Here is a 14,358-nt window from a genome sequence, read left to right as displayed (position 1 = left end):
GAATCAACCGTTATGGTATTTATACATCCAGAGGATGCCTGATTTCATAAGGCGTGCCACTCTGCCTGTGATTGGGCGATTTGCAACAAGTCCAAAACCTTGTTTCTTCCCAAGGGAACCTAATGTTCCTTTTAATTTCATCGTAGGGAAGCTTTCCGGAAGTGGTTCATTTGCCCATTTCTTCACAAGAACTTGGACGATTTGCTCTGCTTGGGACTCCGCTAATTGAGCACTTGGCGCATGAGGCAGGCTCGCACAGTCGCCGACGACAAAGATGCTGTCATCATTAGGAAGGAAATGCTGAGGAGTCAGAACAGCTCTTCCTTGACGGTCCTTTTCAATATCCATATCGCGGATGATCTTACTTGGCTGAATTCCAGCTGTCCATACGATGACATCGCTTTGAACGGCTTCGTCGCCATTATAAAGAAGGTTTGGTTCAACTTTCGTTATATTTGAATGGTGGACGATCTCGATTGTATGTTTATCGAACCATGATTCAACAAAAGTACTTAATCTTTCTGGGAATGCAGATAAAATATGCGGTCCACGGTCGAATAGCTTAACGTTTAAATCTGAACGGCTTTCAATCAATTCACTTGCAAGCTCAACACCACTCAGTCCGCCACCAACGATAGAAACGGTTGCACCGGCACCTAAATTATTCAAAGCTGAATATGTGCGGCGTGATTTATCGATTGTTTGGATACTGTAAGTATGTGTGTCTGCACCAGGAATATCGTGGTATTTATCTTCGCAGCCAAGGCCAATGACTAAATCATCATAAACGACAGGATCTTGATTTTCTATAATGACTTGTTTATTTTCCATATCGATGGAAAGTACTTCTCCGTATACGTTCTTCAAGCGAGGATGTTCAGGAAATGCAACACGGATGTGCTGATCTGGAATGGTACCTGCTGCTAAAGCATAATATTCCGTTTTTAAGCAGTGATAAGGATTACGGTCGATAAGCGTGATGCTCACATTTTCAGGAAGCTGATTAGGCAGCAATCTTTGCAACATGCGCATACCACCATACCCGCCACCAAGTATGACTAGATTCTTCATATGATTTTTCCCCTTTATTTGATCTCTTGAAAATTTGACTAGCATTTAACTATAGGATTCCCCCAAATGGTCCCCTTTAAAGTTTAAATAAATATATATACCCCAATTAGTAACAAGAATAAAAAATTAGATAATTTTCTTTTTTTACGTACCCCGACAAAAGTATAACGAATATAAAAGGAAATCACAACCGATATCTTGAAATCGGCTGATTTTTTATGCGTAAATATTGACTGTATATGGGAAAAGTAATAAGATGGTTTGTTAGTAACTGTGAGGTGAAACAATGTACCCGATTATTGAATTTTGTGTAAGCAATCTGGCCAGTGGAGCTCAGGAGGCTCTGGAAAGATTGGAGAGGGATCCGAATTTAGATATCATAGAATATGGTTGTCTGGGATATTGCGGCAGATGCTCCAGTAACTTATATGCTCTTGTAAACGGTGAAGTGGTTTTTGGTGACACAACGGATGAATTGGTGGATAAAATATATAAGTACATTGATGAATTTGAAATGTTCTAATCATCAACGGCGAATTAAAAGGCTGTTCCTCGATGGAACAGCCTTTTTAATTATCAGTTATGCAGCAATGGGCGGGATGTTCAATGTTTCTGCTTAAGTTCCTGAAAGCGATCCCTGGCCATCTGGATGATGGAGGCTTCCCGGGCATTTTTTTGTCTTACGAACACTAATGAAAAATAAATGATGGCTGCCTTTTCATTTCCTATCTTGAAATGTCGCCAGCGAGATATAGGAGCCTTGCTTCAGATACCTGGGTGCCGCTGAAGTCCCCTGTTGAATAGGATGCTTCTTATTCCTTCAGGGCGAACCTCAAAAATCTTTCTTCTTGTTCCGTGGTTTGGTTGATCCTGTATAGCCAGGCTATCCGTAAACAGATTCCGGCAAGGATTATATGTTTTTCCTTTTTTAAAGCTCCGCAATAACTTGCCAGCTTGTATGTATTGATCGCATCTTTAATGGATCTCTCCTGGCTGAAATGATGGGGATCCCACTGGGAGCTGACTTTTTCCATAATGGTTTCCATTGTAGTGGGGGGAAGTACCGGGAGAAATCTTCGGAATAAGAAAAGCCGCAGTGAGGGCAAACAAAAATATTATAGTAAAGTGCGTTAACGGTTGAATCATAAATGGGGTGAAAGTCCGTGTCATACTTAGCTGCTTTTACAAAACGCGACCGTACTTTTTTAGTGGTTGATTTTTGCTTGCATAAAAGGCATTCCATGCTTTTGTCATATAGAGGATGTATACCTTCGATGGAGATTACCCCCTTTATTGCAATTTGGGATTGGGGCCAACAGATCGTTTCATTATACCTATGACTTTTATATAAACAAATTTTTGTTGGTAAAATAGGTGGGGGAATATGAATTTTTTCAAGCTGGAAAATTGAGCGTGGGAATTTCTTTGGTATATACTATAAAGAGAAATAGTTTTATCTCACATATCAGATGAAGGAGGGATTTATTGTGAGTGAAGTTGTTCAAATAACGGAAGCTGCCGCTTTTCAGATAAAAGAAATGATGAAACATAATGGCGAAGAGGGTTCATTTTTAAGAGTTGCCGTTAAAGGCGGAGGCTGCAGCGGATTATCCTACGGAATGGGTTTTGAACAAGAGCCCGGGGAAAAAGACAGCCAGCTGGAACAGTTTGAAATTAAGATCCTTGTTGACTCCGAGGATGCAGATATATTGAATGGAACGGTAATTGATTATAAACAAACGATGATGGGCGGAGGCTTTACGATCGAAAACCCAAATGCTATCGCTTCATGCGGTTGCGGGTCTTCCTTCAAAACGGCAAAAAACGCCGGAACGCCGGAGAATTGCTAAGAAACTCCAAAACATTGGAAAAGGGGGGGCACTTTAACAAGTGCCCCTTTTTTATGCTTATTTGCTGCCTTACATATTGTTTAGGGCCACTTTGATTGGGAGGGTGCCGCTTTAAAATCTCGAATGTTTTTTCCTCTGTGACTGATTGGGCAAGAACGGCGGCGACATCGGCCCTTGGAATGGACTTATTCGTAGGATCCACTTTATCATCCGCAAAGATTTTTCCGGTTGCTTGTTCATTTGTCAAAGCAACCGGCCGGACAATCGTGTATGTCAGCCCGCTTGCTTTTAAATATTCATCCACATCATGCTTTGCTTCGAGATAATGGCGCATTCCTTCTTGGGCTTGATCAGGATTATCAGAACCGACAGAGCTTAACATGACAAAACGTTCGATCCACTTCTTCTTTGCGGCATCAACCAGTTTAATGGCCCCATTCTTATCCACAGCTGTCGTTTTATCCGGCCCTGTTTTTGGTCCAGATCCGGCGGCAAAAATGATGGCTTCCATGTTATCCACTGCTTTATCCACATTTCCCTCTATATCTGCAAGGATTGGATGGCCGCCGAGTTCCTTTTTCGTTTGAGCCTGTTTCTCTTTCCGGATCATCCCGTATACATTCATTTACGGATTTATTGATAATTCCGCAATGATCTGTTTTCCGGTCGTTCCGTTGGCTCCTGCAATTAAAATATTCATATATGTACATTTTCCTTTCATGGCTTATCCTACTCTTTACCCTTAGAAGACAAGGGTAAGCACTGTGGATAACTAATGGAAATAAGTTATCCACAATCATCCAATTGGGGATAACAAAAAACCCGGCTGTGAAAGCCGGGTTTTTGCGTGATTTTAAAACATGGAAGAGCTGTGCATCGGCTGAACTTTTGCTTTTGGGTCGATATATTGTTTGGCGTGATTGACGGCAGTGGGTGCCTCACCAAAACCACTTGCAATCAATTTTACTTTGCCATCATATGTTGCAATATCACCTGCTGCATAAATTCCTGGGATATTCGTTTCCATTCTGGAATTCACCAAAATACTGTTCTTCTGGATATCGAGTCCCCATTCCTTAATGGGACCTAGGGAAGAAACGAATCCGTAGTTGACGATGACTGCATCTACCTCCATCGTCTCTGTATCTTCACCATTTGTATCCTTGATGACAATTGTGTGGATCTGTCCGTCTGTACCAATCAACTCTGAAGGTATGTAAGGAGTCTTTATTTCAACTTTTGAATTTTTAAGTGTTTCTACACTATGTTCGTGGGCACGGAATTTATCTCTTCTGTGTATGATGCTCACTTTCTCGGCGATCGGCTCCAGCATCAGGGCCCAGTCCACCGCTGAATCTCCACCTCCGAAGACCACCACTTTTTTGCCGGCAAAATGATTGAGATCATCGATGAAATAGTGAAGGTTACCGCTTTCATATTTTTTTGCATCATCAATCTCGATGCGGCGGGGTTGGAAAGCCCCATTACCAGCTGTGATGATAATCGTTTTGGAGTAATGGATTTCTTTATCAGTCGTTAACTTGAAAACTCCATCGGCTTGCTTTTCCACTTCTTGAACGGCCTGCTCCAGGACAACATCCTGTTCGAACTTGGCCATTTGTTCTTTCAAATTATTCACTAGCTCCTGTGCGCGCACTTTGGGGAAACCAGCGATATCATAGATGTATTTCTCAGGATAAAGGGCCGACAATTGTCCGCCTAATTGTGGTAGGCTCTCGATGATTTTTACGGATGCCTGTCTCATTCCCCCATAAAATGCAGTGAACAATCCAACTGGGCCTCCGCCAATGATGGTAATATCATAAACTTTTTCATTAACTTCCAACGTTATCCCTCCGATATACTAGGTTTGCTGAAATTTATTCTCTTATTTTAACATAGATGATCTTTTAAAAAACGGTTAAAGTTAGAAAAGTGAGAAAGTTTTGACTATATATAGGCGGTTTCATGATGAATGTTCTTTATTCTCTTTCATAAGTGGGTAAAATTACTCGTTGCCAATGTTAAGCATACTGTATAAATATGGTCTCGAACTGGGTGAAAAGTAACGATTTTCGGCTTTATTTTAACCCGAAAAAGTTCGGTTTGTTACTTGAAAAAGGTAGGGAAAAAGACTAATATTTACTTATACATCATTTGGTAAAATTTTTATGAATTTTTTATGACATTTATGAAGTGTTACGTGAAATACGTCACAAATGTATAAGAGTGCTTTTTATAATGGAAATTAATATGATAGACAATATATTTTAGTTATGGAAAGCATCACAAGAAAATATCGTAAAGGTGGACGAATACTTTTGAAAAAGCCAACAATCGTTGTTTTGGGAGCAGGTTATGGTGGATTGATGACTGTTACTCGCTTACAGAAGGCATTAGGTCAAAATGAAGCAGAAATCGTATTAGTTAACAAAAATGATTACCACTATGAAACAACATGGCTGCATGAAGCATCCGCTGGAACTCTACATCATGATCGTGTGCGCTATCCAATCAAAAGTGTCATTAACAGTAAAGTTAAATTCATCCAGGACTCTGTTTTGGAAGTGAAAACAGAGAACAAAAAAGTCATCCTTGAAAACGGCGAAATTTCTTATGATTATTTAGTGATTGGACTTGGACCGGAATCGGAAACATTCGGAATCCAAGGGCTAAAAGAATATGCTTTCTCTATCTCTAATGTGAACACTGCACGAAAAATCCGTGACCATATCCAATTGCAATTCGCCACGTACAGTACTGAGGCCGAGAAGAATGAAGACCGCTTGACGATCGTTGTTGGAGGAGCAGGATTTACGGGTATCGAATTCCTTGGCGAATTGGCTAACCGTGTCCCGGAACTTTGTAAAGAATACGACATCGATTTCCAAAAGGTCCGTATGTACTGTGTGGAGGCAGCACCTGCCGTCCTCCCTGGCTTCGATCCGGAATTGGTGGATTATGCAGTATCTTACCTTGAGAAAAAAGGTGTGGAATTCAAGATCGGTACACCGATCAAGGGAGCGACTCCCGAAGGCATCATCGTGGCAAAAGGCGAAGATGAAGTGGAAGAAATCAAAGCGGGGACCGTCGTATGGGCAGCTGGCGTACGTGGAAACTCCGTGATAGAGGCTTCCGGTTTTGAAGCTATGCGCGGACGCATCAAAGTGAACCTTGACATGCGGGCACCGGGTCATGACGATATTTTCATCGTGGGGGATTGCGCTTTGATCATCAACGAGGAAATTAACCGTCCATATCCACCTACTGCCCAAATCGCCATGCAGCAAGGTGAGGTCATTGCGAAGAACCTGACTAAATTGGTTCGTAATGAAAGCGACCTTGAAACGTTCACTTTCGAAAACAAAGGAACGGTATGTTCACTTGGTGAAGACAACGCGATTGGTGTTGTCTTTGGTAAGAAAGTTACAGGTAAGACTGCATCATTCATGAAGAAAATGGTTGATAACAGAGCATTGTTATTGATTGGCGGAGCATCCCTTGTTGCTAAAAAAGGTAAATTCAACGTCCTTTAATTTTTTCGGTATATAAATAATGGCCATTTGGGGAGCGTCCCTGAATGGCCTTTTCATTGGCATCTCGTGTGCCATAGTGGAGTATGCACTTTTCTTATATGGAATATAATGGGGATAAGGATGACGAAGCTGCATACCTTTGGCACCATCGCATATTCTTCTGCTGTTTGGAGTTTACACTAATTATAATGAATGTAGGGGAAGTGGATTTTGGTGGAACGATGCAAAAATGTTTGGCTGGCAGTGTCCGGCCTTGTGATATCTGATAAAGGTGAGTGGCTGGTCGTGAATAAAAGGTATGGCGGATTGAAAGGACAATGGTCGCTTCCGGCAGGTTTTGTCAAAAATGATGAAACCGTCGATGAAGCTGTCGTAAGGGAAGTGTTGGAGGAGACGGGCATTCAAACAGAAATTGAAGGCATTGTAGGAGTGAGAAGCGGAGTCATCAAAGGGGATATAAGTGATAATATGTTGATATTTTTACTTAAACCGGTCAGTTTTGAAGTAACCGCTCAATTGGATGAATTATATGAAGCAAAATTTTATGACCCTGATTTACTCATGCAGGAGGGGAAGCAATCTTTACTATTGGAACAGCTTTTAGCTTTTAAAAAGGAAAGAATGCAAACAATGCTCGACGGGTTGAATCCGGGAGATCAATTTGGATATACATCATATAAGTTATTCATGTGATTTGGGTAATTATCTTTTCTTCGGTATTATTTGGTATAAGTCGTTGACGCAGCAATTATTTTTTCAGTAAACTAAAGGTGTCGCTTTTAAGGAGGGTCAAGAATAACATGCCATTGCCTGTTTTAATTATCTCAATACTCTTATTTTTCATATTGTTTTTCGGAATTGGCTTTTTGCTGAATATGCTCTTTCGTTCTTCGTGGATCATGGTCATCTTATTTCCAATCGTCTTCATCATCATTGTCAATGAAACAAAGCTAATAGAATATTTTAGAAATCCGGGAATCTCTTTTTCCAATCTTGGAACGAACCTTACATCCCTTCATACGGCAGACATCATTATTTTATCAAGCGGGCTGCTTGGCGCGGTTTTAGCGGGTGTGGTTATCAGGGTTCTAAGGAAAAAAGGATATCAAATGTTTTGATAATGGAAAGGGCCGTCATTTATGAACGGTCCTTTCTTTGTAGGCTTTTTTCGCATACTTTATTGCTATTTACCAAGTAGTGCGGTGTGGTTGATTTCCCCTCCAGATGCTCGCTTTCCGCGGGGCGGGCGGTGAGCCTCCTCGGCGTAAACGCCTGTGGGGTCTCACCTGTCCCGCTGCTCCCGCAGGAGTCTCGCACTTCCGCTCCAATCAACCTTAAATCGTTTCGTTTTAAAAACAACAATCTTTACGAAAAGAGCCTTTTTTGTAAGAAAAATTGGTTCTTTCCATGCTTTATGAATACTTTCACTCTGGAAAGGGAACAAATATCCTTGTGAGAGGAGTGGAATTAATACATATGAAGATTGTAAAGGCATTATTTTTGAGGGTTGCTATTATCATATTATTTATCTTGGCCATCGAATCAACCTTAAATCATGTTTTTGGGGCTATGCCTGAAGATCATCCTTTTGAAGAGGCAATGAGACAACATCGAATGCTTGGTCTCGAATATAAAGCGATCCATAGTGGAGGTCAAGTGGCAACGCTAATGGCATCGGCATCCACGAGCAATGGTCCCACTACGATAGCGGAGGCAATCGAGCTCTCGAAATACCCGAAGCATGAAGTTTTGGCTACAGGATATACAGCAGGGTATGAATCGACAGGAAAGTACCCGGAAAGCCCATCCTATGGTATCACTTATTCAGGGGTGAAGGTGAAACGGGATCTGTTTTCCACCATTGCCGCCGATCTTGCCGTATTCCCTCTCGGAACCATCCTTTGGATTCCAGGGTATGGCTATGGGGTTGTAGCGGACAAGGGTGGTGCGATCAAAGGAAACCACCTGGACCTTTACTACGAAACGGTACAAGATGTATACGAGAACTGGGGCAAGAAAACCCTTGAAGTATATGTTGTGCAAAAAGGGAATGGCGAGTTATCTGAAGAACAGTTAAGCAAGTTGAATGAAACAAAGATCAAGCAGGTTTTCAAGCCGAAAATCGCTGAGAAAACATTGAACGAGAATGTAGCTTCCTTTGCTTTTTAATGATTGATGGACAAATCGGAGAAAGTGAAGGTGAAAGGCTGCCTCGATTGAGGCAGCCTTTTTGATTGTCTGTTTAAGTTGTGACGCTCTTAGGCCATGCTTTTGTAGGCTTCAGGATGCAGGGTCTTTGCCAATTTGGAAAGCCCATCCAGCAAACGCGGGGAAGGCCGGCAAAATAATGGTTCTTCCATGATATGAATATTGTTATCCCGGACGGCCTTCATATCAGTCCACCCTTTCCGTTTCTTGACCAGCTCTGGGTTTACTTTTCGTAAGGGGACACCGACCCACGCTAAGCAAATATGGTCGGGATCCTTTTTTTGGACCTCTTCGGAAGTGACTTGAATGCTGGCCATGTCGACATCTTCGAAAAGGTTATATCCTCCCGCAAGCGTGCTGATCTCGGTTAACCAATTAACTCCCCCTGGGCTGAATAAGGGATTAGGCCACCATTCCCAATACAGGGATGGCTTCGTTTCGATTTTGTCGGCGACGTTTTTATATTGAAGGATGGCATCACGGAATTTGGCAGCCTGTTCCTCCGCTTTTTCCTTAAGATCCATGGCTTCGCCCAAGGTCAGTAAATCTTTTGCGATTTCTTCAAGTGATTGCGGGTTGAAGATGATATGGGGGATGTTCCGTTCTTGTAGCCCCTCAATATTTTTTTCCATGCCCGGTACACTCAGCGAAGCCAGCACCAAATCGGGTTTTAGTGATTCCACATGATCGATGTCGATTGATAAGTCGGGCCCGACCTTAGGAAGGTGCTGAATGGTTTCAGGCCAATCGGAGTAGTCATCGATGGCGATCAGCTGATCTTCAATCCCTAGATATGTGCATAGTTCCGTATTGCTGGGGCAAAGAGAGATTATTTTCAAATTGAACACCTACCCTTGAAAGATGAAAAAGTGAAGTGCCAGTGCAATGAATACTCCGGTCAAGGCTCCGAAAAATACCTCGATTGGCTTATGGCCCAACAGTTCCTTTAATTGTTGCTGTTTCTGTTTCTCTTCCTTTTTCTGCCAGTTCTTTGCCTGCTCGACAAAAGTATTGAAGTCGGTAACGAGCTGATTCAAGACGGCTGCCTGTTCTCCTGCCTGCCGTCTCACTCCTGTCGCATCGAACATCGTGATGACTGCAAAGATCACTGCAACCGCAAATACAGGGGAATCCATTCCGGTTTCGATCCCTACCGCTACGGTTAGGGCTGACACGGCCGCAGAGTGGGAGCTTGGCATACCGCCTGTGGAGTTAATGAGTGACCAGTTCACTTTACGAAATGCTATGAAGTGGATGGGCACTTTAATGAATTGAGCAAAGAAGATGGCAATCAATGCTGCGATTAAAGGGAAGTTGAGTAATAATTCCAAGAGTATCAGCCTTCTTTCTAGTTATAAGTAAAGATGAAATCCATATCTGGGTATATACATCCTGCTCGGAATAAGGCCCTTATTATTAGTTCCATTCAGTCCTGTCGATTCCCTGCTGGTAATAGTAAAATATGATCTTTCTTATACTATTACTCTAAAGTCACCCATTCTAAACAATATCCCTTTTTATTATTATTTACGTGGGCCTTATTCGAAAATTTTTGAAGATTTCGTTATAATGAATGTAATCGAATGGAGGAGGTAGCAGAATGTTCACAGTAAAAGATTCCCTGAATATAGATTTGATTGACGAATGCCTGGTTCTAGGCGTATTTGACAGACCCGTAAAATTTACAGGCATAGGAAAAGATGCGGATGAACGATTGGACGGCCAGCTAACAGAGTTAGTGAAGGCCGGAGAAATCTCTTCCAGGAAAAAATCGGTGGTCAAAATACATACATTAGGTAAATTAGGCGTAAAGAGATTGATTTTCGTAGGGTTAGGCAAGGAAAAGGAGCTATCCTTTGAAACTCTCCGCGAAGCGTTGGGAAAAGCGCGTAAGACGATTGAAGATTCCAAGATTACGACTCTTTCGATCGCTTTGGATACATTCTCGACTGAAGATCTGGATGCATTGGACGCAGCGCACGCTTGTTCCGAGGCTTTCGAACTTGCTTCCTATAAATTTGACGGATACAAGCAAAAATCGAACCAGGTCGAAAAAAGCCTCGAATCGATTACGGTTTACAGTGAATATGATCAAGAAGAGGTCGGTGCCGCGCTTCATGTAGGGAGAATCTTCGGAAGGGCGACGAACTCAGCCAGAACATTGGTCAACACACCAGGCAATTTGCTGACTTCCACGGATTTGGCGGATTATTCATCAGCCTTGGGCGAACGTTATGGTTTTGAAGTGGAGATACTCGAGAAGGGAGATATGCTCAAGTTGGGAATGGGCGCACTCCTTGCTGTCAATAAAGGTTCGGTTGAGCTTCCGAAAATGATCGTCCTGAAGTATCAAGGTAAGGATGAATGGAAGGATGTTATCGGCCTGGTCGGTAAAGGCATCACATTCGATACGGGTGGATACTCATTGAAAACGAAGGCTGGAATCGTTGGGATGAAGACGGATATGGGCGGTGCGGCAGCAGTTTTAGGTGCAATGGAAATTATCGGCGAATTAGGACCGGATCAAAATGTCGTGGCTGTCATTCCTTCCACTGATAACATGATCAGCGGTGATGCATTCAAGCCGGATGATGTGATCACTGCCATGAGCGGCAAGACGATAGAGGTATTGAATACGGATGCGGAAGGCCGGCTGGTTTTGGCGGATGCCATGACTTACGCTAAACATCATGGTGCTGACTATCTTATTGACGTTGCCACTTTAACGGGTGGTGTAATAACGGCACTGGGCATGGATATGACGGGTGCAATGACAAATGACACGGAATTCTATGAACAAGTGGTCAAAGCTTCAGAGGAGGCCGGGGAGCCCATTTGGAGATTGCCGATTACAGAAAAGGATAAAGAACGGGTACGCAATAGTAAAATAGCGGATTTGAATAATTCACCTGGAGGGGCAGGACATGCGATCATGGGCGGGGCCTTCATCGGCGAATTTGCTGAAGGTACACCGTGGGTGCACCTGGATATTGCCGGAACTTCAACAACCTCGAGCAGCTCCGAATTGTGCACGGCAGGGGCTACCGGTGTCATGGCACGAACGCTTGCACTATTGGTTGAAACCTTTGAAACGAAAACAAGATGAACCCAAATATTCCGAAGCCGAAAATAGGCTTCGGTTTTTTTACCAAAAGGTGCTGGACGTTATACATCCCTCCATTTCAAGCTGACGATGATATGACAATTTTCTTCCCCCGCTTTAGGATAGAAATCAAACCGGATTCCATCGGGGTTATACGTGATATCAGGTTCGTTGGTAATTCCTATCTTTCGGATCATATCGATCACGACACTCTTTTGCGATGCTTGGGCAGCAGTCATCAACCGGTTCGAGAAAGGTTTGGATGTGGCTAAAGTATCCATGACCTTTTTTACATCAAGCATTAAAGATTGCGAGGTCTTTGCCGATTTAACCAGCAGATCTGGATTGGGTGCCGAGTAGGGGCGCAATGCTCCTTCCCGTCCCCGATTCATATTCATTGCCCCGGCGCGAGGCGGAAATAGGATAGGGTCATATAAAAAATAAGGGAAATCCTCCAAAAGGTTTCCGTCCTTTCCTTAGGTCTGTCTATAGACACGTTTTCGTTATACGTTAAAATATGTATAAAGGCCAGCCGATATGATAGCGGTTTGTGAATGACCTTTCTTATGCACCAAAAACTTCTTGAAAATTATGATCAAAGACACACTATTATTTGTAAACTGCTTCATTGACAGGTATAGTGTATAGTAATATACTTACTTACCTAAAGTAAGGAGAAGACACACTATAAATTTATAAAATAGGTGATGTTAACATGAAAATAACCGAAGAAACAAAAAACCTTTTAATAGATAAAATGAATATCATCAAAACCCCGGGGAAAGCTGATATATGTCTTGTTGGACCTGTGAACCTGCCTGTTGAACAAGGAGATTTCTCAACGGTTTTCCAATGGTATACATGGCTTCAGCTTGACGGCGCGGACAATGACAAGGAAGCGGTGCTTGATTCGCTTTCGGAAGCCAACCTCGCTTTTGGACAGCAATCCTCCGTATTGGTGTATGGGGATTTTAAGAATTCGGGGGATGCACTTGTCCGGATGCATAGCATCTGTCACACAGGTGATATCTTCGGCAGTAAACGCTGTGATTGCGGCTACCAGCTCCACCAATCGATGAAAATGATAGCCGAGCATGGGTGCGGGGCCATCTTTTACCTTGCAGACCATGAAGGAAGAGGGATTGGCCTGTTTTCCAAATCACTTGCCTATTTGCTTCAGCAGGAGGGTTATGACACGGTCGAGGCGAATGAGGCTTTAGGATTCGAAGATGATACGCGATCTTACGAGGGAGCCATTCGCGTGTTGAGCGAACTGCGCGAGGATCCGGTGACATTAATCACGAACAACCCGAAAAAGCTGGACGCCCTCATGAAGCATGGACTTGCGGCAAAGGACCATATTCCGCTTTGGGGCGGTTTGACGGAAGATAATAGTTTCTATCTGGATACAAAGGTTAAGAAGTCTGGACATATTCCCCAAAAGAAGCCAACTTTGATTGTATAAGGAGAGCTATAGTATGAATGATGATCAATATTACATGAAGCTGGCACTGGATTTGGCGGCCAGTGCAAAAGGAAAGACGAATCCGAATCCAGTGGTCGGTGCAGTCATAGTCAAAGACGGTGTGATAGCCGGGACAGGAATCCACCGTAAAGCGGGTGAACCGCATGCGGAAGTACATGCTTTCAAAATGGCTGGTGAGTATGCAGAAGGTGCAACGCTATATGTGACTCTTGAGCCTTGTTCCCATTATGGAAAGACACCTCCTTGTGCAAATTTGGTGAAAGAATCAGGTGTGCGAAGAGTTGTTGTGGCTACTCAGGATCCGAATCCGGAAGTGGCCGGCAGAGGGATATCGATCATAAAGGATGCGGGCATTGAAGTGGAAGTTGGCATCCTGGAAAAGGAAGCACAAAGGCTGAATGAGCGTTTCATTCACAATATGCTCACGAATCGTCCATTTGTCATATCGAAGTATGCGATGACGCTTGATGGAAAACTTGCAACTCACACAGGCCATTCAAAATGGATAACAGGGGAAGAATCACGTCACTCCGTTCATTTGCTCCGTGATGAGGTGGATGCCATTCTTGTTGGTATCGGGACAGTATTGGCCGATGATCCATCACTGACGACCAGACTACCGGAGGGCGGAGGGGAAAATCCGGTGCGGATCATTTTAGACAGTGAATTACGGGTTCCCTTGGATGCCAATGTTGTACAAGTATCAGATGCGAAAACCTTGATCGTAACGCAGGAAAATGCACCTGCGGATAAATTAAACCTATTACGTGAAAAAGGGATCGAATTCATTTTCGTCCCCAAAAACGAGACGGGACTGAATCTAAGGGCTTTGATGGAAGAGCTGTATAAAAAGGGGATTACGGATGTCTTGCTGGAAGGCGGAAGCGAAGTGAATGCCTCTTTCCTTAGGGAAGGGCTCATCGATAAATACTTGATATATATAGCCCCTAAACTATTGGGCGGAAGAAACTCATTAACACCGTTTACTGGAATGAATGTGGATACGATGGATGAAGCGATGGATGTTTCCTTCTCTGGCGTGGAAACGTTTGGCGAGGACATACGCATCACGGCTTATCCTAAATTAAAATAGACAACAGGTGA

Annotated in this window: 15 protein-coding genes and 1 pseudogene; 9 read left to right on the top strand and 7 right to left on the bottom strand. The window is 43.1% G+C overall.

Annotated elements, in window-relative coordinates; genetic code table 11:
* Positions 1-3: 3 nt before the first annotated feature.
* Positions 4-1,071: an NAD(P)/FAD-dependent oxidoreductase gene (locus BW986_RS12025; RefSeq protein WP_076368149.1), complete on the bottom strand. Its 1,068-nt coding sequence runs from the start codon at positions 1,069-1,071 to the stop codon at positions 4-6.
* Between the two features lie 286 nt (positions 1,072-1,357).
* Between BW986_RS12025 and BW986_RS12020 the strand changes: the two genes are divergently transcribed.
* On the top strand, positions 1,358-1,594 hold the full coding sequence (locus BW986_RS12020; protein ID WP_063234046.1) for a YuzB family protein: 237 nt from the start codon (positions 1,358-1,360) through the stop codon (positions 1,592-1,594).
* A gap of 289 nt (positions 1,595-1,883) precedes the next feature.
* On the opposite strand, the pseudogene BW986_RS30695 reads toward BW986_RS12020, so the two are convergent.
* Positions 1,884-2,314: pseudogene (locus BW986_RS30695) on the bottom strand (DUF2225 domain-containing protein).
* A gap of 244 nt (positions 2,315-2,558) precedes the next feature.
* Between BW986_RS30695 and BW986_RS12010 the strand changes: the two are divergent.
* Positions 2,559-2,921 carry a HesB/IscA family protein gene (locus BW986_RS12010; RefSeq protein ID WP_076368148.1) on the top strand — a complete coding sequence of 121 codons (363 nt, stop codon included), beginning with the start codon at positions 2,559-2,561 and terminating at the stop codon, positions 2,919-2,921.
* Here BW986_RS12010 and BW986_RS12005 read toward each other — a convergent pair.
* Together BW986_RS12005 and BW986_RS12000 are read right to left on the bottom strand one after the other, a co-directional pair.
* A complete protein-coding gene (locus BW986_RS12005; RefSeq protein WP_260320838.1) occupies positions 2,881-3,531 on the bottom strand; it encodes an SDR family oxidoreductase in 651 nt (216 codons plus the stop codon). The genes BW986_RS12010 and BW986_RS12005 overlap by 41 nt on opposite strands.
* A gap of 243 nt (positions 3,532-3,774) precedes the next feature.
* Positions 3,775-4,767 carry an NAD(P)/FAD-dependent oxidoreductase gene (locus tag BW986_RS12000; RefSeq protein WP_076368146.1) on the bottom strand — a complete coding sequence of 331 codons (993 nt, stop codon included), beginning with the start codon at positions 4,765-4,767 and terminating at the stop codon, positions 3,775-3,777.
* A 475-nt stretch (positions 4,768-5,242) separates the two neighbouring features.
* Between BW986_RS12000 and BW986_RS11995 the strand changes: the two genes are divergently transcribed.
* The 4 genes from BW986_RS11995 to BW986_RS11975 all read left to right on the top strand — a co-directional run bounded on the left by BW986_RS11995 (position 5,243) and on the right by BW986_RS11975 (position 8,626).
* Positions 5,243-6,457 (top strand): NAD(P)/FAD-dependent oxidoreductase, encoded by a 1,215-nt coding sequence (locus tag BW986_RS11995; RefSeq protein ID WP_076368145.1) that lies wholly within the window; start codon positions 5,243-5,245, stop codon positions 6,455-6,457.
* Between the two features lie 213 nt (positions 6,458-6,670).
* Entirely contained in the window at positions 6,671-7,150 is a 480-nt protein-coding gene (locus BW986_RS11990; protein ID WP_076368524.1) for an NUDIX domain-containing protein, read from the top strand.
* A gap of 107 nt (positions 7,151-7,257) precedes the next feature.
* A complete protein-coding gene (locus BW986_RS11985) occupies positions 7,258-7,575 on the top strand; it encodes a YuiB family protein (RefSeq protein ID WP_076368144.1) in 318 nt (105 codons plus the stop codon).
* 358 nt (positions 7,576-7,933) lie between these two features.
* A complete protein-coding gene (locus BW986_RS11975; RefSeq protein ID WP_076368142.1) occupies positions 7,934-8,626 on the top strand; it encodes a 3D domain-containing protein in 693 nt (230 codons plus the stop codon).
* 89 nt (positions 8,627-8,715) lie between these two features.
* On the opposite strand, the gene BW986_RS11970 is transcribed toward BW986_RS11975, so the two are convergent.
* Together BW986_RS11970 and BW986_RS11965 are read right to left on the bottom strand one after the other, a co-directional pair.
* Positions 8,716-9,504, bottom strand: a complete 789-nt coding sequence (locus BW986_RS11970) for a cobalamin-binding protein (protein ID WP_076368141.1) — start codon at positions 9,502-9,504, stop codon at positions 8,716-8,718.
* Between the two features lie 9 nt (positions 9,505-9,513).
* Positions 9,514-9,996 carry a divergent PAP2 family protein gene (locus BW986_RS11965; RefSeq protein WP_076368140.1) on the bottom strand — a complete coding sequence of 161 codons (483 nt, stop codon included), beginning with the start codon at positions 9,994-9,996 and terminating at the stop codon, positions 9,514-9,516.
* Positions 9,997-10,265: 269 nt separating this feature from the next.
* On the opposite strand from BW986_RS11965, the gene BW986_RS11960 reads away from it, so the two are divergent.
* Entirely contained in the window at positions 10,266-11,771 is a 1,506-nt protein-coding gene (locus tag BW986_RS11960) for a leucyl aminopeptidase (RefSeq protein WP_076368139.1), read from the top strand.
* A 59-nt stretch (positions 11,772-11,830) separates the two neighbouring features.
* On the opposite strand, the gene BW986_RS11955 is transcribed toward BW986_RS11960, so the two are convergent.
* Positions 11,831-12,160, bottom strand: coding sequence for a YuzC family spore coat inner layer protein (locus BW986_RS11955; RefSeq protein WP_142244586.1), 330 nt, complete (start codon positions 12,158-12,160; stop codon positions 11,831-11,833).
* A gap of 323 nt (positions 12,161-12,483) precedes the next feature.
* Here BW986_RS11955 and BW986_RS11950 point away from each other — a divergent pair, with 323 nt between their 5' ends.
* The gene (locus tag BW986_RS11950) at positions 12,484-13,233 is read left to right on the top strand and encodes a GTP cyclohydrolase II (protein WP_076368137.1); all 750 of its coding nucleotides are present in this window, start codon (positions 12,484-12,486) and stop codon (positions 13,231-13,233) included.
* A 13-nt stretch (positions 13,234-13,246) separates the two neighbouring features.
* On the top strand, positions 13,247-14,347 hold the full coding sequence (gene ribD, locus BW986_RS11945; RefSeq protein WP_076368136.1) for a bifunctional diaminohydroxyphosphoribosylaminopyrimidine deaminase/5-amino-6-(5-phosphoribosylamino)uracil reductase RibD: 1,101 nt from the start codon (positions 13,247-13,249) through the stop codon (positions 14,345-14,347).
* The last annotated feature ends 11 nt before the right edge of the window (positions 14,348-14,358 follow it).

The sequence above is a fragment of the Peribacillus simplex genome, assembly GCF_900156045.1.
GTDB classification, from domain to species: domain Bacteria; phylum Bacillota; class Bacilli; order Bacillales; family DSM-1321; genus Peribacillus; species Peribacillus simplex_D.
The sequence above is the reverse complement of the archived record's forward strand: the minus strand, read 5'-3'. Positions and strand labels throughout refer to the sequence as shown.